Here is a 20,503-nt window from a genome sequence, read left to right on the forward strand (position 1 = left end):
AATGCCTCCCCTCACCAAAGCGCGACCGAACAATTGATCCCAACGACAGCTCGCTCGGAAACGACGCTCGAGATTAAGGGCTCACACTTGACGACGTTGAGCTAACTGATCCCGAAAAACTTGCCGCTGTATTTGTGTGAGGCGTCCCGCCGAATGTCACAGCCGTCCCGCTGGTCCCACCGGTAGCCCCCCCACTTCCAGTGGCCCCGCCCGTGCCCGAACCACCGCCGCCAGCGCCACCGCCGGTCGCCGCGATCGCCGCATCGCCGGTTGCTGCCTGATACGCAGCGATTACGTCGGCGTTCTGGGTGCCAGCGATCGCATTCTGAATTTCGGTGCCGAAAGCTTGGTCGGTCTGCGCAGCCATTCGAGCGACCAAAGCAAGACCGCCAACAATGGCCTTCATCTGGTCCTTTGTCGTCGCGGGATCTTTGAGAAGTGCGATCAAGCCGGGCACCGTCGTGGGATCAGACGCTCCGAGATCGGTCACGCGCACAATCATCTGCTGGCCGCCGTTCGGATACTGCTGCAACAGGCTCTGCGGCGAGGTCTTGAAGTCGGAAATGACCTGGGCCGGCAACTGGCGCTGAGGCGGATAGATAGCGGCGCCTGCGGTCGTCGAAATCATCGCGGCGAGGGCCGCGGCCGCAGCCATGCGAAGCGCGATCTTAATAACGCTCATAAAATACCTCCGAAATCAGTTACCTACCCCTAGCTTGGGCAAAATGGCTGGTGCTATGCAGGAAAATACCCGAAGACTAAGGAACCGTCCACTTAATCTAAAGACTTCGTAAACGGGCCAACTGCTTCAGATCTAGACACTTTTATGAATTTCTGACGCCCATCGACAAGCCGCGGAGCTCCGTTCCGGTGCTGATCTCGGACGTGTTCGTGATGTCACTTTGGCGGCGCTGATGCACCTCGCTGGTTCGGAATGACTGCGCCAATCCAACTCCGAAAAGCGCAAAGAATGGAATGGAATAGCCGGGAATTTGTAGCGTAAAATCCAAACAGGAATGCAGCAGGGAGAGCGTCGCGGTGGCGGCGGCCGCCAAGGGTATGACGAGATCTCTTCGCCGGCCGAACACGCCGTTAGCGAGAATACCGAGCATAGCCGCCCAACCGACTGCGACTAAAAGCGCCAAGGGGATGCCGACATCTGAGGCGAGCTCGAGCGGCGTGGAATGAGCGCGATCCCAAACCCCGCTGATCGAGATGTTGGGGCTCCGATAAGGCGGGAACGCCCATTGAAACGTACCCATCCCGGTGCCGAACCACGGATTATCTGCAATGATCCGAAGCGTGGACTTCCAGGCTTCCACGCGGCCCTCGTCGACCAGACCCTGGCTGTCGAAGCGGCTCGAGACCTGGCCGCCGAGCAGCTGGAGCAGACCCAGCGCAACAGCAACGCCTGATCCGAGGGCAATAAGGATCCCGGTGCGCGGCGGTAAATCCCTCCTGAGGAAAACAGTTGTCGCGATGATCATCGCGAGCAGCGACAGGCCGACGCCGGCCCGCGAGGTCGTCATGAACATCGCCATCAGGCAGATCAGAAGTGCGGCGAGCTGCGGTGAAATCTCTTTCAGGGGGATTGCCCGCAGATCGAGCGATAGACGCCGCCACTCGATGTGACGCTCAGGAAGACGGCGACGAATATCTTCGAGGATCAAGAGGGTCCAGATCACGGCGCAAGAACCGAAATACGCCGCCGCTGTGTTGCGGTTGATAAAGGTGCCGGTGACGCTGCCGAGATAGAATTGCTTATCCCTCCACAAGATCATTGTGGGCTCGATCAGGAACGATAGCACACCATAGAGCGCGTAGAGCGCGCCAGAGATCGCAATCACCCAAAGGATGCGGCGCGCGCGTTCACGATCGCTGCCGACGGTGATCCCGAGGAGAATTGCCAGAATGTTGGCGAGCGGTGCGCCCAGCGCAAAGAACGCTTCATTCTTCACAATGGACGCCGACGGAGCGATTGGCACACCCAAAAGGTCCGACGCTTGCTTCCAGATCGGCTGGAACGGTGCAATCCAGGGATGATCTGACAGCTGTTCATGCAGGACGAACGCATAGCCGGCGACGATCAGGCCGATGCCGGCGATCATCCATAAATGCGGCTTTCGCAGATCGCGCGTTGGCGCGAAGATCATCGCAATGCCGAGACACAGACACCAGAACGCAATCGACAAATCATTCGTCGAGCCGAACGGAAACGGCGCAAAAGCCACCACGAAGTACAGAATGAAGACCGAGGGAAGACTCCACGACCAGCGGATATTGGGAAGCCAGTGGCGCATCGTCGTTCTTCGGCGGCCTTGCTTTAGCGTTAGTTGATTGAGCTCTCAGAGGGCGCAATCGATCGGATAAATCTTCAGATCCACATTCAGGCGGCTGTTCCGGGTCTGCGCCCGGAAGGCATAGAATAAACCAAGATTATCGCTTCCCTGCGCGAGTTTTATTCCAGGGGTTAATTCATCGGGTGGGACCAATAGCCCAATATGCCTGATGATGGCGTTGACCTCGACCCGCCCCTCCCCCTCGCCAAAACGGCCGCTGAGCTGGGTGACGGTAACTTTGGGCAGGCCGCGCCGCTGGTGACAGACCTGCTCCTCCCACAGCTTGGTCTGCTGGACTAATGGCTTGGCGGAGCCGTCGGGAACGGTGATCTCAGGGAAAGAGGGGTGCAGCATTCCGAAGAACTTGCTCTCCTTGGAATTGGCCGACAGCCGGACCGTGAATGTAAGCTGCCCTTTGGCGGCTTTGAGGTGCTGGAAAATCGGCGAGTCGGGCTCCGCCGAGACTACCACGTCGATCCGGTGACGCACGCCGAGCTCGCCAGCAGCGCCGAAGGCCCTGCCGCATAAGGCACCCCCTGCCGCGAACGGGATGAGTGCCAGAAAAGACGCGAAAGCTCGAAAGCGCATGATGCCCCTTGCGATCCTGCGGGGTGACCGATGACTGGCACACCCTTGCTCGGTGGCGCCTTGATCCAAATCCTGATCTCTCAAAACTCGATCAGGCTCTCGATTTTCTAGCGAACGAGCCACCGAAACAAAGATGGCACCAGGACAAAGCCCCGGTGCCATCCTTTGGTCGGCTCAGTTAGGCGGACCTTACGGCGCCAGTTTGATGTTGTTGCGGAAGATCAGGGCATCGTTGGAGAGATTCACCGCATCCGATCCGGTCGCCATGATCACACGCAGGTAGGTCAGGAACTTAGCAACTTCGACGTTGCGCGAGTTCGAGACGTAGATGATGTCCTGGTTCTTCATCATGACCTTGGTAGCGAGGAAGAAGCCGCCGGGATCGCGCAGGTTTATGCTGAAGATAACAGGGATGGTCTCGGTGGTGTACTTGTTGACGTCGATACCGAGTTGGGCGGCAACATCACGCGGCTCGCGGCGATAGAGGAACACGCCAGCCGGCTCGGCCTGACCGTCCAGAAGACCACCAGCCTTGCCGACACCCTCTGCAAGGTTGATTCGCCAGGCGTCAAAGTTGAACTCGCCGCTCTGACCACTGGCACCGAACGCCAGGAACTTCTGCTGTTCGCGGTAGACATAGATGCTGTCATCCGGGCGAACATAGATGTTGTTCTCGGGCGTCATCACGAGGTTTTCGAACGGCACGGTTGCCCGCCGTCCGCCACGCTCCAGCATAACCCAGGTCTCGAAGCCCTGGCCCTTGATGCCGCCGGCGCGGGTGATCGCGTCCAGAACCTTGTCCTTCGCACCAGCCGCGCTCGCAGGGTAGCGTGCCGGCGCATTAACTTCACCCAGCACGCTGATGAGCTGCGTCCGCTGCGACGACATCGCAACGACGACCTGCGGCTCAATCGCTCGATTAGCGATCTTCTCGACAATCGCTCGTTGAATCGCGACCGCCGTGAGGCCGGCAGCCTTAACCTGGCCGGCATAGGGCACCGTGATGAAGCCGTCGTTGTCGACAGCCTGATCTGGAATCGTAACGAAGTTACCCGGACGGACTCCGGCTTCCGCCGGGATGAACAGACCGCCTGCGGCCGCTTCGAAGATGGTAACGCTGACCACGTCGCCGATCCCGAACACGATGCTGGCCGGCGGCCGCTTGTCCGTGAACGCACCCGCAAGCCCCTTGGGCTCATGGGTGTGCAGGATATTAACGGTGGCAGGGTTGAGCGGCACCAGCTCATAGGCCGGGGCGTTCTCGGTCTGGACGTGATTGTTAACGTCGTCGACCAGAGGGCCTGAGCCAGGATTCGTCGAGCAATCTCCGAGCGCCAAAGCGACCGCCAGAAACGCCAGCTTCAATACGTAGGTCTTGGCAAGAGATTGCATGAATCGCCCGATCGTCCCCAATTACCTGAAATTGGTACGGCGGCGTGGGCGGTGCGGCAAGGGTTCCAGGGCGGGCAACGCCCAATGAGTCCGCTACTGTTGCGTGCGAGCCACTCTTTAGGGGCTGGGTTAACCCTTTGTGACTATTTGTTGTATTTCGTGTGCTTGATCTGCGTGCACGGCGCTCAACTGAAGGGCGAGGCTTCTCGGAACGCGCATGCTTCTGGTAGGGTCGGCCGCATCCCAAGGAGCTTTTCCGCGTGCCTATTCCCATCCTTGTCGCGCTCATGGCGGGATCTCTTCTCGGGCCGGCGCCGGTTGGCTCGGGCACCCGGGGCGCTCCGGTCGTTCCGGTCGCCGGCCCCGCCTCGTCCAGCTCCCTGTCCTCCTCGGTCTGGAAGTTCAGCCGGACGCAAGGGCCCAAGGAGGGCGAGAGCTTTGCCGCCATCACCAAGACGGCCGACACCAGCCAATCCGACCCGGACTTTGCCGGCCTGATCGTCCGATGCGCGCCCAAGGGGAAGGTCGATGTGCTGGTGGCCCTGATCCGGCCCTTCCCGCCCCGGAGCCACCCCCAGGTCACGATCGCCGCGAGCAATGGCGGGACGCTGACGGTCGAGGCCAGCATGGCTGCCGCTGGCGCCGCGGTCCTTTTGCCTGACGAGGTCTCGGCTTTTGCTGCGGGGAAGTGGCAGACGACCCCGTCGCTGGCTGTCGCGGTCAAGGAAAGCGACAGCGAAATCAAGGGCGTGGTGAGCCTGACGGGTCTCCGCGAGGCCTACAATTCGCTGGTGGCCAATTGCAGCCAATAGGCCAAATTTAGCCATAGCACTTAAGGGTCCTTTTAGGGTGGGGAACCTAAGGTCCGGAGCACGGGGGTGTTTCGGATGACCGAGCTTTTGATCTTCAGCTTTCTCGCTGGCGCCGTCCTGGGCCAACGCTTTCGCGTCCTGGTGCTGCTGCCGGTGACCTTCTTCCTGGTGCTGACGGTGCTCCCGGTCGGCCTGATGACCAGCCTCGGCTTCCTCGAAGGTCTCAAGGCTGCGGTGTTCGCAGCGATTGCTCTGCAGGCCGGCTATCTCTTCGGCTCCGGCGCTCGCTTCGCTCTTGCCGCCGCCCGGGCCGCGCGCGTGTTTGCCCGACCGGTCAAGGCTGCGCGCTGATCTCCTCGATCAGTCGCTGCAATAAACCTCTTGCGAGCTCGCGAAAGGTTTGACGCGAAGCTGTTCGCAGGAGCGAGAACCTCTGTTTCAAAACGGACCAGCGGCTTGTATGGTGACCTGACAGGTTCAGGATTCCTCGTCGAGCGCGCCGTTTGTCCCTCGCTTATTTTGCTCTCATCATTGCCGTTGTTTCCGCTTCCGTTCTCGAAATTGCCGGTGCCAAGTTTGGTGCGCAGCTCGGGATGATGGCTGCGGCGCTGGGCCTATTGGCCACAGCCGCAAGCGCGCAGAAGGCCGACTTCGAGCACTATCTGCGCGCCACATCGTGGGGCCGATGGATTCTGGTCGCCATCCCGCTCGGCATTGCCCTCCAGCTCGCGCCCGTCGGGTTGGGGGTGGCGCATCCGATCTGGGCCAGCACCCATGATGCCCTTGGCGGCCTGCCGTTAGGATTCATCACGGCCGACATTGGCCTAACGCTGAATGCGTTGCTGCAAGCCGTTGTCGCGGTCTCGCTGCTCGGGGTGACGATGGTGGTGGTCCGCGATCGCAGCCGCGCCGAATTGGTGCTGTTCGTGCTGAGCGGAACGACCGCCGTCGCGGCTCTGGCCATGGACCTTCATCGCCTCTCGCCCGGATTGATGGCCGCGACGCCCGCTGATCTCGCGACCACCATGGCGGGCTTCGGCATCATGCTCAATATGGCCGTCATGCAGCTTGCCGCCGAGCGCGCCGAGACGCGTCACTCGCTGCCGCGCTCCATCGCGATCGGGGTCTGCGGCCTCCTCGGCGCATTGGTCAGCGCGCTTGCGATCTTCGGCTTCTCCAGCGCCAATAGCGCGATCGCAGCCGGCTTCGGCATTGTGTTGATCCTGTTGGTCCTGGTGATCCGCAGACTGGACCTGTCGCCCTTGGCCGCGGGCGCCCTGGCTTTGGCCGGACTGGTTGGAGCGGCGATCGTCCTGACATTCCTGTTCGAACAAAGCCCCGGGCTTGCGCTTCTGCGCCTCGCCCCCGACGTCGGGGCTGAAACCAAGGCCGCGCTGGAGCGAATGTTGGCGGACACGCGATGGTTCGGTGCGGGGGCCGGGACTTTTTCGGCCGTGGCAAGGATCTATCAGAGCGATGCAAGTGAGGCCCTGTTGGCTCCCTCGACGGCAACAGCCATCTTCGCCGACATGGGATGGATTGGTCTTGCTGTCGCTGGAGCTGCGTGCGTGCTGGCCTTAACCCGCTTGTTCTTCGGCGCCTTGCAGCGCGGGCGCGACTCGTTCTTTCCAACGGCCGCCGCAGCTTGTCTGTTGTTTGCGCTGGTTCAGAGCCTCGCGGGTCCAGGATTGCTGCGTCCGGCAGCAATCCTGTGCTTTTCAGTGATCGTGGGACTCGGGCTGTCGCAGAGCGTCAGCTCACGATAGGCAGCACGATCCGTCAGGCGTCGCGATCGCCGCTCAGCGAGGCCCAGTAATATGGGTTCTTCGGCGTCTGGATCCGGACCCAGCGATAGGATTTTTTCGACCACGGCAAGATATGACCGGTCAAGTTGTCGAGCACCAGGTCGCCGGCCGTGGTGCGCACCACGACCACCAGATGATGTTCACCCCAGGGCACGACGACCTCGCTGAGCAGCACCGAGCGCGCCGGCAAGCCCTTGGCGATGAGGTCGTGACGTTTTGTCACAGCGTAGTCGTTGCAGTCGCCGCTCGCAGGATGCAGCAGCCATTTCTCGCCGCGCAGCCCTTCCAGGTTCGGCTCGGGGCGGATCGAGGCATTGACGTCCCGGTTGACCTCTTCGAGCAGCGCCAGACGCTCCGGCGTAAGCTTCAGACGACCGCCCCTGAACACGATGCGCTGCCTCGTCGGCTTACACTCGCCCTTGTACTTCAGGCAAAAGATCGTGAACGCCATCGGCGCCAGCGTCGGCTGGTCGAACTTGATGTGCTGGATGGCGCCCCGCAGCGCCAATGGCGCGCCAACGAAGGCGGCCTTCGCGCTGTGCTGCACCCCTGCAGCCACCGCAACGGCGGCCACGGCCGCCAGGAACTTTACAACTTTGCGCATGTCGCGCTCCCCATTCTTGTTGGGGAGACGCTACGCGAGACGTCTTGAAATACGGCTCAAAGGCCGCGCGATCCTTTAATCAAAACGCGGGTGTTTCCGTCGGAAACAATTAAGAATACCGATCCGTGACTTGTTCTGCTAAGAGCGTTCCAGCGTCCGCTCGCGACGTTAAGAGGCGATTTGACCGACCTGATGGGCCTTTCCACACGCTTACGCAAGAAGATCAAGCCGCGGCTTCCCGACGGCGTCAGGATCTATGCGATCGGAGACGTCCATGGTCGCGCGGATCTGCTTCAGTCGCTGTTAACCGTCATCGACGCCGACCTTGCCAAGTCCAATCCCGGGCGCGCGATCCAGGTCTTTCTCGGTGACTATGTCGATCGCGGTCCGGATTCACGCGGCGTGATTGATCTGTTGATCGAGCGGTCGAAAACACACGAGACGGTGTGCCTGAAGGGCAACCACGAAGTCTTCCTGCTCGAGGTTCTGAAGGATCCCGCACGTCTGCAGGAGTGGCGCCACTACGGCGGACTTCTGACGCTGGTATCCTACGGTATCACGCCGACGATGAACCCTACGGCCGAACAACAGACCGAGCTGATCGAAGCGTTGAACCGCGCGATCCCGCCCGAGCACCTCGCCTTCCTTCAGCAATTGCCCTCGTCGTTCACATGCGGAGACTTCTTCTTCGTCCACGCCGGCGTCAAGCCGGGGATCGCGCTGGATCGCCAAAAGGACGAGGATCTGCTGTGGATCCGCGAGGAATTTCTCGAATCCGAGCGGCGTTTCGGCAAATATGTCGTGCACGGTCATACACCGGTCAGCACCCCCGACATCCGGCCGAACCGCATCAATATCGACACCGGTGCCTACGCGACCGGCAACTTGACGCTGCTGACCATCCAGGGCGATAGTCTGCTCGCAATCTAACAATGCCAATAATGGTTGCCGTGCTGCTGGTTCAGCCTTTCGGCATCACCTGATTTTTCGGATTCGATTGTGAACCGCATTCTCCCGCTTCGTATCATCGGAATCTGCACCGCGCTTGTCCTGGCGCTCTATGCGGGCCTGGCCTTCTTCAGCGATCTGGTGCGGCCGGACTTTCGCGCGGGGGATCTATTCTCGGGCGTAGTTCCGCCCGACGACGTCAATCCGACCAACGCCCGGCTCGCAACCCGCTTCTCCTTCGACGGCGACTTGCTTGCGAATGATGCCTCAGCGAAGGCTGCGAGCGTCCTTCACCGCCCGGCGTCAGATACGACCAAGAGAACCGAAGAGAACAAGGCGGCCCAGGATGCCGTCACGTCCGCGCTGAAGGTCTCGCCGATCCGTCCCGCATTGTGGCTCACGCTGAGTACGCTCAAGGCCCAAGTGGGGGAGCCGACAACGCCCGCATTGAAGATGTCCTATCTGACCGGGGCAGTGCCCGTTGACGTTGCCTTTTCGCGCGTTCAAACGGTGACATCGAGCGTCGCTGCGGCCGACGACGAGATCAGGCTGCTCGCGCAATCCGACATCCGCTCGGCGCTCGCCAACCGCGCGCGTTACGCCCCTCTTCTGATTGCCGCTTATGTGCAGGCGACCCCTCAGGGCAAATCGCTCCTGATGGAATCGGCACAAATGATCGATCCCAAATTCAAGGACATCCTGCTTCGGTACTGACACCGGCGCGGATGATCCGCTCGCCGCCCCTCAGCGTCCCGGTTTCGGGGCGACCGGCACGAAGTCCTGCTCGCGACGCGGCTGGTCCGATCTGCCCTGGTAGACGAACATGCCTTTTTTCGTGGTGACGATGTCGCCCCGCTGCAGACTATCGTCATTGAGGAGACGCTCGGTCGCAACGAGATCAGGATCTTCCGGAACAGGCTTGTAGAGTTCGGGATGCTCGCGGCGCTCGCGCGAGGCTTCCTTGGCGCGTTGCCTGGCCTCGTCGATCCGCTGCCGCCATTGATCGCGCGTCGGCTCCGGATCGCTGGGCGGAAGATAATCGTTGATGGTCGGTCCCGGCTCGTCTTGCGCCAGGCAAGGCGTCGCGTCGACCAGCCAAGCGCCGAGACCGCCCGACGTCCCGAGGATGGTGGCAAGCAGGACGCCACGCAGCGGGCCGCGATTGAGCAACAGATGACGCCGAGCGGGATGCACCGTGATGTCTCCAGGGACGGATCACAAAATCAAAAATCGAAAAACAACCCCATGCACAGTAGCGGCAACACCCGGGGTCGAGAAGCTGCTTCTTTTCCGAAATTGACTTGACCCGTCGGGCAAAACAGGAGCAGTATGGCATCCTCCCGAGACTAACGTCGGCTCGAGCCGCTGGTTCGCGTCCTGTTGCCGACATAAGGCTGGGCCCGTCCGCCTCTGGTGATCGGCGGCTGAATCGTACTCGGAATATTCGGCGTCGCCGTGGTCGGCGATGGCTGCGACGGATTGACGATCGTCACATTATGATTGGGTGTCGAGGGATCGTTGACCCCCTGGGCCCACGCGGCGGCGGGCACGAACAGCGCGACCGCGATCAAAGCTAGACGTTGCATGCGATATCTCCCGATCAAGAACGTCAGGGAGGCGATCACCGTTCCTTCACGGCGCTTCACGGTTCCTCGGGGTCCTACTGCCGCGGCACGGCAACGAGCTTGCCATCTCTCCAAACGCCCTGGGCCGCCGTTCCGCTGGGCAGAGTGCCCGGCGCCAGATTCCTGATCGCAGTGGGGCGAGAGGCCTCGGTGGTCTGGGTCTTCTTGGTGGTGGTCGTGGTGACGATGCTGGTGCTGGTCAGATTGGCCTTATCCTTGACCCCTTGGGCAAAGCAAGGCTGCACCAGGAGGGCCACAAACATGAGTGCCATGAAACCGCTGCGCATGATCAAACACCTGAATGAGGAGCTTGCCGGAATGTCACAGGTTTTGGCCCAAAAGCAAGCGCCTTAAGGCGGCAGGCGGCCTGAAGAAGGGCTCTCGCAAGCTTGACCATGAGGAGGCCGCTCTCACAAAGGCCGGCTTGAGGTGGAAAAGCCTAGCGAAACAGCCTCAGTCGGGTTACTTGATCGACCTTGATGACCGACCCCGGCAACACTGCGGCCAACGCTCCGAACACGCGAGAGATCAAGGCCGGGTTTGTCCGGCTTCTGTCGGATCGCATCCGAGAGACCTCCGCCGATCCCAAGCAGGTGCGGGACATCGTCTACGAGCTGGCCCGCGTCAAGCTGCTCGAGCAATTCACCCACGCTGATGCGCGGGAATCCCGTGACCTCCTGCAAATCCTCGAACGCGCAATCGAGGAGGTCGAGCGTTCCTTCAAACGCAGCGTCGCAGCAACGGCGCAAAAGGTCCCGGAAGCACCCCCTGCCGTTGCTCCGTCTGTCGCATTCCCCTCCCCGCCGCCGATTCCGGCGGCGCCCGCTGTTTCGACCGTAGCGTCCGCCCCTCAGCCGGCAGAACCACCGCGCCGTCCTGTCGCACCGTCCAAGTCCCCAGATCGTCCCAAACGAAGCGGCGCCTTCACATCCGTCATTCGATTGGCCGTCCTGCTCTTGCTGATCGCGGCCGTTGCAATCGGAGTGGCCTATTGGCCGCGGTTGAAAACACAGTTCGCCGCACTGTCGCAGTTCGCAGCGCGACAGCCTGCGTCGGGGGATGCTCAGCCTCAGCAAGCGGCGCCGCCGGCCCCACCCCAGAGCGAAACTGCGGAACGGGCGCCGGATGGCCAAAAAGAACAGGCGCCGCCGGCGCAACCCTCGATGCCGTTGCCGACAACGTTCGGGGTCTACGCCTTGAGCGAGGGCCAACTCCAGGAGCTCAAATCGGTGCCCGGAAAGATCCCGGACCGGCGCGTTGCGATCTCGGCGGCGATCAATACGCCGAGCGCGACCACGCTGACGAGCGGGGATGTCAGGTTCATCGTATTCCGCCCGGATGGCGGGATGGATACGAGCGTGACCGAGGTCCGGGTGGTCGCCAAAGTCTCCCGCGCGATGGGCGTCGATGCCACGGGGAAAGCCGCGATGGTCAGCGCGGGCGACTCCTGGGTCATCCGCAGCATGTCCCACCCCTACAAGGTGGGGCCCGTTGAGGACCAGCCAAGAATGCTGTTGCTCCAGCCCGAGCAGGACGGCTTCACGTTAGCCCCCGGTCGTTACGTCGTCGTGGTCAAGGGCATGGGCTACGATTTCACGGTGGCCGGCACCGTCACCGATCCCGATCAATGCGTGGAGCGCATCAACGCGACGAACGGGGCGTTCTATTCTCCCTGCCCGCCCCCTCGTTGAGGCACTAACCGGCTTGTCGCGTAGCCTGCCTAATTCTTGGCTTTGCTGTCTTTGGGCGCATCGGCCGGCGCGTCGTCAACCTTGCCGTCGTTCGCGACGCATTTGTTGAAATAGTCCCGCTGCTCCTTCGCAGACCCCTTGGCGCTGCCGGCGGCCGGATTGCCGACTTGCTTTGGAGGAAAAGCTTTCGCGACCGCCGTGTTGCATGTGCGTGCCACTTCGGCGGTAACGGCCGACGCCGTCACGGGAGCAGCCACCGCGAACAGACATGCTAGTCCCAGCAACCTTGGCGTATTTCTGACGGGCACCTTGCTCACTCCTTTGATCCACGCGGCGTGACGGGACCATATCAAAGACGGCCGAAACGCCCAACGGCAAAGCAACACTGAATTGCCGCGTCGTCGCTTCGGACTAGCTGTTGAGCTGAGGCGGCTTGAAATCTGGGAAACGCGTCAGCATTGCCGCCTTGACGAATTTCAGGTGCGAAATCGTGCTCGCGAGCTCCTTGAGCCTGCGTTGGCCGTTGGAAATATCGGCAGCAAAGAGGTCCTGATGGTGATTGTCCAGCGGCTCGCGCTCCAGATATTCGTCTGTCCCGTTGCCAAAGGTGACGGAGGCGCGGGCGAGCGCGTCATCAACACGTCGATTGAGGCCTGCCTGCTCTCTTTCCGCCTCCTGCAGGGCGGTATCGAGCGCTGTCATGATCGCATCGATCCGGACGCGGTCCGTCTCGGCGTCGCGCTCGACCGAGCGGGCCTTGAAGCCCTTGTCCTCACGCCGGGAGCTGAGAAGATTGTGCGCGCGCGCCCTCAGGAACAGCTGGAACATCTGGGCCATCCCACGTTCGGATTTGAAGCCGCCACCATCGGTCAAATACAGTTAATAAAGTTTGAAAGTCGGCGCCTGCTCGGCTCGACTTTCCGTGATCCAGGTCCGCCAAGCCCCCTCATGCTTGAGGTAGAGTTCGAGCCACCTCACCTCGTTGTCAGCCACGACGCCGTCGCCGATGTCACCGGTGGCCTGCGGCACGCTACCTTCGATCGACGACAGATCCAGCGCCTCAAATTCCGCGGTTTCGTCCGACGACAGGCCGATCAGAACGCGATGCCCCTGCGCGTCGACGAAGTATCGCCGCGGCGCATGGCGCTTCTGCTCAATCATTGCGGCGGCCCCCGCCAAGGATCCAGGGGCCGGAGAGGCCTTCGAACCGTCGACTATAAATGCACACAAAGGCAATCAATGAGACTGCGCCAGCAACCAGGCCCAGCAACGCAATGAGATACGCCATCTACGATTCCTTACGCACGCCTCGCAATTCCAGACGTCTTCAAATCTCGCAACAGGCTCGTAAGCTCTAAACTCCTATTCCGACGCCCTCAATGAGAGCGGTGAATTAACCTAACCGAGCGTGGTTTACGAAGGAGGGCTTCGGCCGGCGGCGATTGAAGCCGGATTATAGGGCGCATAGAGCCGATAGCGCGCCGACCGCCTGCGTGAGCGCCATGCTCGTACGCCATAGCCGCAGCCAAAACCTGCCGCAAAAATCGATGCCAAAACCAGAATTGCTGTCATTGGAATGTTCCTGCGTTGTCGGAACGCTCCTCCCATCACATTTCATCGTGCAGACGTGACGACTTCAAGATCGCCGCCGCTGAAACTTTTGTCAGACGACGATGAAGTTTGTGCAACGTGTTGCTTGAGGATTGATCGCGCGGCGGTCAAGCGGCGCGCTTCACACACGGCCACCGGAGCTCAGCGAGCGCCGTCTGTTTTCCCGAATTCCGGACGACGCGGCGGCGCGGCGCGACCTCGTGAACATTCCCGATCGCGGAGACCAGCACGCGCGGATCGACCGCGATCGAGGGAACTCCCGTGGTTGTACGGAGCGTTTTGCGCTGAATTCATCGAGGTAAGGTTTCCCAGTTAGCTTAATTCGGGTTGTTTGTTGCGCGCTTTTCCCGATCGCATATCCAAGACCGCACCGGGCTTCCCCAAGGCCCGGCCCCACCCAAGCAAAGCCGTCGAGCGAACATGGGTCCGCTTGGCGGCTTTGTCGTTGTGTCGATGCGAAGAGGAATGTTTCTGAAATGGCGCGGAAGCCCTGGTCGTTCAAAGAGGACCGCCGGCTCATGGAGCTGGCCAAGTCCTCGACGTCGCTGGAAGAAGCAGCGAAGCAGCTCGGGCGCTCGCCTGACGCGATCAAGCGCATGGCGATGCGGCTTGGTTTGTCCTTGAAGTCGAAGCCGGGGAAGAAGAGCTAATCTTCGAAACAAAGCAGTCCTCTTGCGGAGGCCTGTGCCAACACACCCAAATGGGTCTGTTCGCCAAATTCACCCGATAGAACCATTCGGCGAAGCTCGCTCTGCGAGACCGGAACGACCTCGATACCGGGCTCTTCGACAAAGCCAGGCTTGCGATCGCCAGTCCTGACGAAGAACGAATGAGTCGCATTGCTGATCCGGCTGGAGCAGGTCGCGGACAGGCCGATGCGCTCGATGCTCACAGTGGGATAGCCGGTCTCTTCCAGAAGTTCACGCGCGGCTGTCATTTGCGGATCTTCGCCCGGGTCGACCATTCCTGCGGGCAACTCCAGCGAGAAGCGCTCGATCGCCGGCCGATATTAGCGCACCAGAAGTATCTGCGAGTCGGTCGTCATGGCCAGCACGGCCACGTAGTCGGGCTGCGCGATTGCGTAATAGGTCTCCGCGGCAGCCTCGCGTGAGAAACTCACCTCCCGAGCGATGACCTCGAGCCAGGGCGAAACTGTCGTGCGTTCGACCTTCAGAATTTTAGGCAGGTCCCGGACCATCCGCGAGAGGTCTCCTTGGCTGACGCAGCTCATGCTGCCATGGCGGCGGGCACGAAGCGATTTGACTGACTTCCGCCCTGTCCGCGGGGAACATAGACGGCATGCCGGGGTTTGACTCAGATGTCCTAGCGAGGTCAGGCCGTGCTGCATCTTGCCATCTCCGTCATGCTGATCTGGGTGGCCTTCAACATCGCCTTCGTCGTGTTGAGATTGCGAGCGACGCGATCCCCGCATGGCGCAAAGAACCTGAACGGCTGCATGACCCCTTATCACCCCGAGATCGTTCCCCTGCACCGCCAAATGCAGCGATAGAGGCTCGAGGGCTCGCGCGCCCATCAGATTTCCCCGCGATCTCGGCGTCCTAGGGCCGCCGCTTCTTGGGCGAACCCATTCCCGGACTGGTTCCATAGGTGGGCATGCCCGTGCCTTTGAACGCGCCCCCCATGCTGTCGGGGCTGGAGTTCGTGCTGCCCCCGCTGCGGATCGTCGAACCGGACTGGGTGCCGGAGCCTCGATCCTTGGTTCCCTGTGCCGAAACTCCGGCATCCCCAGCCACCACAGCCACCAAAACCACTGTTAACGCCCCGGTCGTGCCGATCAGCCACCTCATCATGGATCCCCCTCTGACATTCGACCATGGCGACATCGAGCGGCCCGGCGGTAGCCGGGCTGAGCGCCCCCGGCAGCTCCCCACCGCTGACCGTCGTCCGCCTCAGAACGAGGCCGCCTACCAAATAGGCAACCTCCCATCCCCCGCTTCGCTGGCGCCATTAAACCCTATCTTAGCGCGTCCAGACTAGGATCGATGGTTAAGCCTCCTCAACTTCCGCGCGGGCAAGATGAGACTACAGCGACCGACCTTCGCTTTTGCGGCGCTCGTGCTTGCGAGCACGGTCGTGTTCGGCCTGGCTGGACACCTTGGGGCCGAGAGCTTCATTCGCCACCAGCAGGCCCGCCAGCTCGACGAATTGACTGAGGTCGTTCTGCGCCGTTCCGAATTTGCGGTCGAGTTCGCGGCCGCAAGTCTGGTCGAACTCGGCAAGCGTGACGCCGTGAACTGCGAGCCGGCGACGCTCCAGGCCATCCGCCTTCATGTCTACCAGCGCTCGGCCATCAAGGACGTCCGCGTCGTCAATCCCGACGGTTCGGTGATCTGCTCGGCCTATTCCGAAACGCTGGAATTCGACAAGGGATGGGTCGAGCGGCGGGACATGCTCGCCTCGCGCGACGGGAAACTTTCATTGTTCCGCGTTCAGCAATTCGGCGGCGACGCGCTTGGCGTTCTCAGGGATATCAACAGCAGCACCGCACTGGTCGCCATCGTCGGCATCAACGCGAGCCTGTTTGACATCATGCCGTCCGAACTGCGCGGACACAGTGAGGTGGTCCTCTCCTTGAGCAATGGAGAGAAGCTTGGTGAGTTCCAGCTCGATGCCGACCGGCCACGGCGCAATGCGAAGCGCTTCGACAGGTCCTCCGACCGTTATCCTCTTCACACGACCATCGAGGTCGACGGCGCCGTGCTCTCGGCGTGGAATAACGAAGCCTATTGGCCGGCGCTTGCCGTTGCCGCCGGGCTTGGCGCCCTCTTCGGGGTCCTGCTGGCGCGAAGCCGCCGCACCGAGGGCCCGGTCGCCGATCTCGATCGCGCCCTGACTGCAGGCGAATTCAAGCCGTACTATCAACCCATCTTCGATCTCAGGACGAGAGAGATCAGAGGCTGCGAGGTCCTGGCGCACTGGGTGCGCGACGACGGCTCCGTCATCCCGCCGATGAATTTCATTCCGCTCGCCGAGTCCAGCGGCCGCATCCAGGCCATGACCTGGCAGATCCTGAAATCGGCATTGTCAGACCTCCGGCCGTTGCTGAAAGCAGACAAGGATTTCAAGCTTTCCCTCAACGTCGTCCCCAAGCATCTCCTCAGCGCCGGCTTCGTCGAAACGCTTCGACGTACCGTCTTGACGGCAAAAGTTGCGACACGGCAGATCGTGGTCGAGGTGACCGAACGCGACGAGCTCGACGATCTCGCGCGCGCGGCTGCCGTCGTGACCGAGCTGCGCGAATATGGCTTCCGCGTTGCCATCGACGACGTCGGGGTCGGCCACAGCGGACTGTCGCGACTGAAGGGTTTGGGCGCCAACACGATCAAGATCGACAAATTCTTCGTCGACACGATCACCGTGGATGCATCGACCACGACGATCGTCGAGATGCTGGTCGCACTCGCCAAGGACTTTCGAATGACGGTCGTTGCGGAAGGAATCGAGACGGAAGAACAACTCCACGCCCTGGTCGCCTCCGGTGTCGAGACCGGGCAGGGATATCTCGTCGCCGCGCCGCTCCCCTTTGCGAAGTTCAGCCAATTGATGGCGCCGCGTCATGCCGCGGAGGCTCAGGCCAACGGTGCTGCGCTGGTGGCTTGACCGACGCTGCTGGTTCGAATTCGGACACGCGCTCGACGCGCCGCACAGATGCGTCCCGGTGCGAACCACTATTCATGAACGCGGCATCGGCGATGTGCGACTTTAACGATATTTTCCGCTTTTGAGAGCGGCCCTCAGGTCGACCGGCTATGATGCCGCCATGCGCCGAAATCACCTCATGGCAGCCTCAGCAATCTGCCTCGCCCTCATCGCCTACGCCACCTTGGCGCGGCTGGCGGGGCGGCCCGCGCTCATGGGTCACGCCGAGGCGTATTGGGTCGTCGTCATCGAGCGCTTCAGCGCCTATGGCCTGCTGGGATTTCTTCTCTCCTTCCTGCTGCCGGGCCGCTTCATCTCCGCATGCTTGCTTGTCGTGGCCGTCGCAATGGGGCTGGAGGTGCTTCAGGCTCTGACACCGGATCGCGATCCCGGTGTGCTGGACGTTCTGCAAAAGGCAGCGGGAGGCACCGTAGGGGTCATCCTTGCCCAGACCATCCTGGCTTTCCTTCCCCGTCCGCCGTCCTGACGTGGGCACGACCTCGCACAAGCGAGGCCGTCAACGCGCCAAGATAGCGCCCCTACTTCGCCATCTGACCGCGCAGCTCGCCACCGGGGTTCGCAGCCGTGTGAATGTTCGCGTACCATTTTCCGGCGAGCAGATCCGTCGCCTGGGTGTCGGTGAGTGTCGCGGTGCCCTGAATGGGGCTCTGCACCGTCTTGAACGGCAGGGCGATGCCGGCGTTCTTGCCGGCTTCACTGGGCCCATGGAAATGTGCCCCCAACGCGGGACCCGACAGGCCGGTAAAGGTGATCGAATAGGTCAGCGTCTTCGTCTGGGTGTCGTAGCTTGCCTCTGCCTTGCCCGACCCGGCCGAATTGTTCGGAGGCACCTCGTTGGTGCCCTTGAGATCGGCCTGCAGCTTCACGACCTCAGCTTTTGCGGGAGCAGCTGTCATGATCAGCAGTCCTCCCAAGGCCGCCGCTCCCAACGCTCCGACGCAGACCCAATGATTGGCTTTCCTCATGGCACCCCTCCTGCGGGCTCTTTGGCCCAACTCGGTTGAAACACCGGCCCCGGCCGGAAAATTCCGGACGTGGATTTATGCCTGATTCGAGGCAACTATCGCGGGAATCTCGGAGCCAGGCCGGTCCAATCCAAAGAGGTGCACAGCGATTAGGCCACCCCGCGCCTGTGGACCTCATTCGGCGTCAGCAGTTCCGCCATCTGCCGGTGCGTGGCCTGGAGCGCCGCGATGGCGCTGTCGAGGTCAAAATCCGACTCACGGATGGAGGCAAAAAATCTGGCCGTCAGCGCCAGATCCAGTTTGACGCGGGTTGCCCCGTCGCGACTCTTGCGGCGGTCGAGCGACAGGTGGATGGCCCGCAATCTCGCTTCGCTGCTGCTGCATTCGCACAGCGTCGCGAGCTCGTCATATGTCATCCAGATTTGAGGCATGTCCCTGTCCGTCGCTTGTTATCGACCTTAGCCTAAATTTCAGCTCTAAAAGTATGGTTGCCGAGGGCGCAACCTGGCGACATTTTCGCTGCACGATGGTCAATTGAAGCTGAATCAGGCGCGGTTTTCTTGCGCAGCCAAAGGGAGCGATGGCGGAACCTCGAAGGCTTGCAGCTTTTCAGGATCGTCAAACTCGATATAACGAACCCGGTCGACGATGGCGCTCCCTGTGCTTTGCGTGGACTTGCTGCTGGCGGCCTCAGCCTGGATGGGCGTTGAACTGTGGTGGGATAAAAGGACATGACTGACCGACCGACCATCCTCGTCACGGGAGGCGCTGGCTACATTGGCTCGCACGCTTGCCGCGCCCTCGCGGCTGCCGGCTATCGGCCTGTCGTCTATGACAATCTCACAACGGGACATCGCAGCTTCGTCGCCGGAGACCTGGTGACGGGCGATCTGCTCGACAGCGCGACGCTGGCGCGCGCCTTTGCCGACCACAAGGTGACGGCCGTGATGCATTTTGCGGCGGCGAGCCTCGTCGGCGAGTCCATGACCGACCCGCAGAAATACTACATCAACAACGTCCAGGGCACGCTGTCGCTGCTCCAGGCGATGCGCAACGCGGGCTGCCGCCGCATCGTCTTCTCCTCGACCGGCGCGGTCTATGGCAACGCCGATTCCAAGGCGCTGTCCGAGGATTTCCCCTGTGCACCGATCAATCCCTACGGCGCCTCGAAATGGATGATCGAGCGCATGCTGGCCGACTATCGTGCGGCTTACGGTTTCGGCGCGTTCTGCCTGCGCTATTTCAATGCCAGCGGCGCCGATGCGGCCGGCGGCATCGGCGAATTGCGTGACAACGAGACCCATCTCATTCCGCGCGCCATGATGGCGTTGCAGGGCCATGTCGAGTTCGCCGTGTTCGGCGACGATTACGACACGCCCGACGGCACCGCGATCCGCGACTACATCCACGTCACCGATCTCGCCGCGGCACATGTCGCGGCATTGAAGCTGCTGGAAGTAGGACATGCCGGCGGCAGCTTCAATCTCGGCACCGGCTCGGGCTTCTCGGTGCGCGAGATCTTGAACGCCATCAGGCAAGAGACCGGACGCGAGGTCCCTCATACCGTCAAGCCGCGCCGCGCCGGCGATCCGACCTATCTCGTGGCCGATCCTTCCGCTGCGCGAAAGGTGCTGGACTTCGTGCCGCGCCATTCCGACCTGCCGACCGTGATCCGCACCGCCTGGGCCTGGCACCAGAAGGCGCATCCGCTCAAATGAGCGCGACACTTGTTGATGACCTGTATGCGCTGAAGAGGCTAAAGCCGACCTGACCGCCAAAGCGCGATAGCACTGGGATCAATCGATGAGCGCCAAGAACTCGATCACCTCTCCCGCAGGGAGAGGTCGGATCGCATCGTAAGATGCGATCCGGGTGAGGGGTTACAGTCTCACTGTGCGCCGCGGCCCCTCACCCGGATTGCTGCGCAATCCGACCTCTCCCCGCTGGGGAGAGGTGAACCACGACCGCCGACCAAACCTAGTTTCATCATGCTTTAATCGCGCGCCGATCCGAATGGAGCGGGCGGACGGCGCGGCCGAGACCGGCTGTCGAGCGCCTTGGGCAATTTGTCGGCATTGAGCTTCACGACCGCGCATTTGGCCTCAGTGGCCACGGTGTCTTCCTGGCTGTAGATCAAGGTGCACTCGAACCTGACGTCCGGCGCCTCGCGCGCCGTGCCCCAGCACGTCGCGACCGCGCCGCTGCAATCGCCCGAGAGAGTGGCTTCGACTTCGTCAGGACCAAACACGCTCGGATTGCCCTCGGTATGGCGCTTCACGGTCAGGACAGCCGTGAAACGTCGCTGGTCGACCTGATAGGAACCGCCATAGGTGAAGAAGCTGTCGCTGCCGGAGATTCGCCCCTCGGTCAGATCGACAAGGCCCGTGCCCTGGCCACGCGGGGTCCTGAACCAGGCAGCGTATTTGCCGTCTCTCAGCATGA

General features: G+C 61.7%; 27 protein-coding genes. 11 read left to right on the plus strand and 16 right to left on the minus strand.

Going from position 1 to position 20,503, the window contains the following annotated elements; genetic code table 11:
• Positions 1-73: 73 nt before the first annotated feature.
• From XH91_RS27620 to XH91_RS27635, 4 genes are all read right to left on the minus strand, one after another.
• Positions 74-655, minus strand: coding sequence for a hypothetical protein (locus tag XH91_RS27620; RefSeq protein ID WP_245477231.1), 582 nt, complete (start codon positions 653-655; stop codon positions 74-76).
• Between the two features lie 169 nt (positions 656-824).
• Positions 825-2,300, minus strand: a complete 1,476-nt coding sequence (locus tag XH91_RS27625) for an O-antigen ligase family protein (RefSeq protein WP_128953519.1) — start codon at positions 2,298-2,300, stop codon at positions 825-827.
• Positions 2,301-2,345: 45 nt separating this feature from the next.
• Positions 2,346-2,927 carry a hypothetical protein gene (locus tag XH91_RS27630; RefSeq protein WP_128953520.1) on the minus strand — a complete coding sequence of 194 codons (582 nt, stop codon included), beginning with the start codon at positions 2,925-2,927 and terminating at the stop codon, positions 2,346-2,348.
• A gap of 189 nt (positions 2,928-3,116) precedes the next feature.
• Complete coding sequence (locus XH91_RS27635) at positions 3,117-4,319, minus strand: polysaccharide biosynthesis/export family protein (protein WP_128955017.1); 1,203 nt, start codon at positions 4,317-4,319, stop codon at positions 3,117-3,119.
• 260 nt (positions 4,320-4,579) lie between these two features.
• Here XH91_RS27635 and XH91_RS27640 point away from each other — a divergent pair, with 260 nt between their 5' ends.
• The 3 genes from XH91_RS27640 to XH91_RS27650 all read left to right on the plus strand — a co-directional run bounded on the left by XH91_RS27640 (position 4,580) and on the right by XH91_RS27650 (position 6,897).
• A complete protein-coding gene (locus tag XH91_RS27640; RefSeq protein ID WP_245477232.1) occupies positions 4,580-5,131 on the plus strand; it encodes a hypothetical protein in 552 nt (183 codons plus the stop codon).
• 75 nt (positions 5,132-5,206) lie between these two features.
• Positions 5,207-5,482: a hypothetical protein gene (locus tag XH91_RS27645; RefSeq protein ID WP_128953521.1), complete on the plus strand. Its 276-nt coding sequence runs from the start codon at positions 5,207-5,209 to the stop codon at positions 5,480-5,482.
• A gap of 152 nt (positions 5,483-5,634) precedes the next feature.
• Complete coding sequence (locus tag XH91_RS27650) at positions 5,635-6,897, plus strand: hypothetical protein (RefSeq protein WP_128953522.1); 1,263 nt, start codon at positions 5,635-5,637, stop codon at positions 6,895-6,897.
• Positions 6,898-6,910: 13 nt separating this feature from the next.
• Here XH91_RS27650 and XH91_RS27655 read toward each other — a convergent pair whose 3' ends face one another.
• Positions 6,911-7,540, minus strand: a complete 630-nt coding sequence (locus XH91_RS27655; RefSeq protein ID WP_128953523.1) for a transglutaminase-like cysteine peptidase — start codon at positions 7,538-7,540, stop codon at positions 6,911-6,913.
• A gap of 192 nt (positions 7,541-7,732) precedes the next feature.
• Here XH91_RS27655 and XH91_RS27660 point away from each other — a divergent pair, with 192 nt between their 5' ends.
• Together XH91_RS27660 and XH91_RS27665 are read left to right on the plus strand one after the other, a co-directional pair.
• Complete coding sequence (locus tag XH91_RS27660) at positions 7,733-8,470, plus strand: metallophosphoesterase family protein (RefSeq protein WP_128955019.1); 738 nt, start codon at positions 7,733-7,735, stop codon at positions 8,468-8,470.
• Between the two features lie 69 nt (positions 8,471-8,539).
• Positions 8,540-9,202, plus strand: a complete 663-nt coding sequence (locus XH91_RS27665) for a BRCT domain-containing protein (protein WP_128953524.1) — start codon at positions 8,540-8,542, stop codon at positions 9,200-9,202.
• 30 nt (positions 9,203-9,232) lie between these two features.
• Here the strand turns inward: XH91_RS27665 and XH91_RS27670 are convergent, their stop codons facing one another.
• The 3 genes from XH91_RS27670 to XH91_RS27680 form a co-directional block, all read right to left on the minus strand.
• The gene (locus tag XH91_RS27670; RefSeq protein ID WP_245477234.1) at positions 9,233-9,682 is read right to left on the minus strand and encodes a hypothetical protein; all 450 of its coding nucleotides are present in this window, start codon (positions 9,680-9,682) and stop codon (positions 9,233-9,235) included.
• Between the two features lie 152 nt (positions 9,683-9,834).
• Positions 9,835-10,074 carry a hypothetical protein gene (locus tag XH91_RS27675; protein ID WP_128953525.1) on the minus strand — a complete coding sequence of 80 codons (240 nt, stop codon included), beginning with the start codon at positions 10,072-10,074 and terminating at the stop codon, positions 9,835-9,837.
• Between the two features lie 74 nt (positions 10,075-10,148).
• Complete coding sequence (locus XH91_RS27680) at positions 10,149-10,385, minus strand: hypothetical protein (RefSeq protein WP_245477235.1); 237 nt, start codon at positions 10,383-10,385, stop codon at positions 10,149-10,151.
• Between the two features lie 207 nt (positions 10,386-10,592).
• Between XH91_RS27680 and XH91_RS27685 the strand changes: the two genes are divergently transcribed.
• Positions 10,593-11,804: a hypothetical protein gene (locus XH91_RS27685; protein WP_128955021.1), complete on the plus strand. Its 1,212-nt coding sequence runs from the start codon at positions 10,593-10,595 to the stop codon at positions 11,802-11,804.
• 29 nt (positions 11,805-11,833) lie between these two features.
• Here XH91_RS27685 and XH91_RS27690 read toward each other — a convergent pair whose 3' ends face one another.
• The 3 genes from XH91_RS27690 to XH91_RS27700 all read right to left on the minus strand — a co-directional run bounded on the left by XH91_RS27690 (position 11,834) and on the right by XH91_RS27700 (position 12,965).
• Positions 11,834-12,121: a hypothetical protein gene (locus XH91_RS27690; protein WP_245477237.1), complete on the minus strand. Its 288-nt coding sequence runs from the start codon at positions 12,119-12,121 to the stop codon at positions 11,834-11,836.
• A gap of 94 nt (positions 12,122-12,215) precedes the next feature.
• Positions 12,216-12,632, minus strand: coding sequence for a hypothetical protein (locus tag XH91_RS27695; protein ID WP_128953527.1), 417 nt, complete (start codon positions 12,630-12,632; stop codon positions 12,216-12,218).
• A gap of 51 nt (positions 12,633-12,683) precedes the next feature.
• Complete coding sequence (locus tag XH91_RS27700; RefSeq protein ID WP_128953528.1) at positions 12,684-12,965, minus strand: hypothetical protein; 282 nt, start codon at positions 12,963-12,965, stop codon at positions 12,684-12,686.
• A 926-nt stretch (positions 12,966-13,891) separates the two neighbouring features.
• Here XH91_RS27700 and XH91_RS39020 point away from each other — a divergent pair.
• Positions 13,892-14,065, plus strand: a complete 174-nt coding sequence (locus tag XH91_RS39020) for a hypothetical protein (protein ID WP_164934084.1) — start codon at positions 13,892-13,894, stop codon at positions 14,063-14,065.
• Here the strand turns inward: XH91_RS39020 and XH91_RS39505 are convergent.
• Positions 14,062-14,379, minus strand: a complete 318-nt coding sequence (locus XH91_RS39505) for an NUDIX domain-containing protein (RefSeq protein ID WP_128953529.1) — start codon at positions 14,377-14,379, stop codon at positions 14,062-14,064. The genes XH91_RS39020 and XH91_RS39505 overlap by 4 nt on opposite strands.
• A gap of 45 nt (positions 14,380-14,424) precedes the next feature.
• Positions 14,425-14,613: a hypothetical protein gene (locus XH91_RS39510; RefSeq protein WP_128953530.1), complete on the minus strand. Its 189-nt coding sequence runs from the start codon at positions 14,611-14,613 to the stop codon at positions 14,425-14,427.
• A gap of 141 nt (positions 14,614-14,754) precedes the next feature.
• Between XH91_RS39510 and XH91_RS39025 the strand changes: the two genes are divergently transcribed.
• The 3 genes from XH91_RS39025 (at position 14,755) to XH91_RS27720 (ending at position 17,562) form a co-directional block, all read left to right on the plus strand.
• The gene (locus XH91_RS39025) at positions 14,755-14,925 is read left to right on the plus strand and encodes a hypothetical protein (protein ID WP_164934085.1); all 171 of its coding nucleotides are present in this window, start codon (positions 14,755-14,757) and stop codon (positions 14,923-14,925) included.
• Positions 14,926-15,452: 527 nt separating this feature from the next.
• Complete coding sequence (locus XH91_RS27715; protein WP_128953531.1) at positions 15,453-17,036, plus strand: EAL domain-containing protein; 1,584 nt, start codon at positions 15,453-15,455, stop codon at positions 17,034-17,036.
• Between the two features lie 160 nt (positions 17,037-17,196).
• Positions 17,197-17,562, plus strand: coding sequence for a VanZ family protein (locus XH91_RS27720; protein ID WP_128953532.1), 366 nt, complete (start codon positions 17,197-17,199; stop codon positions 17,560-17,562).
• A gap of 52 nt (positions 17,563-17,614) precedes the next feature.
• Here XH91_RS27720 and XH91_RS27725 read toward each other — a convergent pair whose 3' ends face one another.
• Complete coding sequence (locus tag XH91_RS27725) at positions 17,615-18,061, minus strand: CHRD domain-containing protein (RefSeq protein ID WP_128953533.1); 447 nt, start codon at positions 18,059-18,061, stop codon at positions 17,615-17,617.
• 149 nt (positions 18,062-18,210) lie between these two features.
• Positions 18,211-18,492, minus strand: coding sequence for a hypothetical protein (locus tag XH91_RS27730; protein WP_128953534.1), 282 nt, complete (start codon positions 18,490-18,492; stop codon positions 18,211-18,213).
• A gap of 300 nt (positions 18,493-18,792) precedes the next feature.
• On the opposite strand from XH91_RS27730, the gene galE reads away from it, so the two are divergent.
• Positions 18,793-19,779 (plus strand): UDP-glucose 4-epimerase GalE, encoded by a 987-nt coding sequence (gene galE, locus XH91_RS27735; protein ID WP_128953535.1) that lies wholly within the window; start codon positions 18,793-18,795, stop codon positions 19,777-19,779.
• A 275-nt stretch (positions 19,780-20,054) separates the two neighbouring features.
• On the opposite strand, the gene XH91_RS27740 is transcribed toward galE, so the two are convergent.
• The gene (locus tag XH91_RS27740; RefSeq protein ID WP_128953536.1) at positions 20,055-20,501 is read right to left on the minus strand and encodes a hypothetical protein; all 447 of its coding nucleotides are present in this window, start codon (positions 20,499-20,501) and stop codon (positions 20,055-20,057) included.
• Between the last annotated feature and the right edge of the window lie 2 nt (positions 20,502-20,503).

It is taken from the genome of Bradyrhizobium guangzhouense, assembly GCF_004114955.1.
Lineage (GTDB): Bacteria > Pseudomonadota > Alphaproteobacteria > Rhizobiales > Xanthobacteraceae > Bradyrhizobium > Bradyrhizobium guangzhouense.

Excerpts from the sequence above, each read along its gene's own strand:
- XH91_RS27620 (WP_245477231.1), bottom strand. The coding sequence starts at position 655 with ATGGCTGCGGCCGCGGCCCTCGCCGCGATGATTTCGACGACCGCAGGC.
- XH91_RS27625 (WP_128953519.1), bottom strand. The coding sequence starts at position 2,300 with ATGCGCCACTGGCTTCCCAATATCCGCTGGTCGTGGAGTCTTCCCTCG.
- XH91_RS27630 (WP_128953520.1), bottom strand. The coding sequence starts at position 2,927 with ATGCGCTTTCGAGCTTTCGCGTCTTTTCTGGCACTCATCCCGTTCGCG.
- XH91_RS27635 (WP_128955017.1), bottom strand. The coding sequence starts at position 4,319 with ATGCAATCTCTTGCCAAGACCTACGTATTGAAGCTGGCGTTTCTGGCG.
- XH91_RS27645 (WP_128953521.1), top strand. The coding sequence starts at position 5,207 with ATGACCGAGCTTTTGATCTTCAGCTTTCTCGCTGGCGCCGTCCTGGGC.
- XH91_RS27655 (WP_128953523.1), bottom strand. The coding sequence starts at position 7,540 with ATGCGCAAAGTTGTAAAGTTCCTGGCGGCCGTGGCCGCCGTTGCGGTG.
- XH91_RS27660 (WP_128955019.1), top strand. The coding sequence starts at position 7,733 with ATGGGCCTTTCCACACGCTTACGCAAGAAGATCAAGCCGCGGCTTCCC.
- XH91_RS27675 (WP_128953525.1), bottom strand. The coding sequence starts at position 10,074 with ATGCAACGTCTAGCTTTGATCGCGGTCGCGCTGTTCGTGCCCGCCGCC.
- XH91_RS27680 (WP_245477235.1), bottom strand. The coding sequence starts at position 10,385 with ATGGCACTCATGTTTGTGGCCCTCCTGGTGCAGCCTTGCTTTGCCCAA.
- XH91_RS27685 (WP_128955021.1), top strand. The coding sequence starts at position 10,593 with ATGACCGACCCCGGCAACACTGCGGCCAACGCTCCGAACACGCGAGAG.
- XH91_RS27695 (WP_128953527.1), bottom strand. The coding sequence starts at position 12,632 with ATGTTCCAGCTGTTCCTGAGGGCGCGCGCGCACAATCTTCTCAGCTCC.
- XH91_RS27700 (WP_128953528.1), bottom strand. The coding sequence starts at position 12,965 with ATGATTGAGCAGAAGCGCCATGCGCCGCGGCGATACTTCGTCGACGCG.
- XH91_RS39020 (WP_164934084.1), top strand. The coding sequence starts at position 13,892 with ATGGCGCGGAAGCCCTGGTCGTTCAAAGAGGACCGCCGGCTCATGGAG.
- XH91_RS39505 (WP_128953529.1), bottom strand. The coding sequence starts at position 14,379 with ATGGTCGACCCGGGCGAAGATCCGCAAATGACAGCCGCGCGTGAACTT.
- XH91_RS39510 (WP_128953530.1), bottom strand. The coding sequence starts at position 14,613 with ATGGTCCGGGACCTGCCTAAAATTCTGAAGGTCGAACGCACGACAGTT.
- XH91_RS27715 (WP_128953531.1), top strand. The coding sequence starts at position 15,453 with ATGAGACTACAGCGACCGACCTTCGCTTTTGCGGCGCTCGTGCTTGCG.
- XH91_RS27720 (WP_128953532.1), top strand. The coding sequence starts at position 17,197 with ATGCGCCGAAATCACCTCATGGCAGCCTCAGCAATCTGCCTCGCCCTC.
- XH91_RS27725 (WP_128953533.1), bottom strand. The coding sequence starts at position 18,061 with ATGAGGAAAGCCAATCATTGGGTCTGCGTCGGAGCGTTGGGAGCGGCG.
- XH91_RS27730 (WP_128953534.1), bottom strand. The coding sequence starts at position 18,492 with ATGCCTCAAATCTGGATGACATATGACGAGCTCGCGACGCTGTGCGAA.
- galE (WP_128953535.1), top strand. The coding sequence starts at position 18,793 with ATGACTGACCGACCGACCATCCTCGTCACGGGAGGCGCTGGCTACATT.
- XH91_RS27740 (WP_128953536.1), bottom strand. The coding sequence starts at position 20,501 with ATGCTGAGAGACGGCAAATACGCTGCCTGGTTCAGGACCCCGCGTGGC.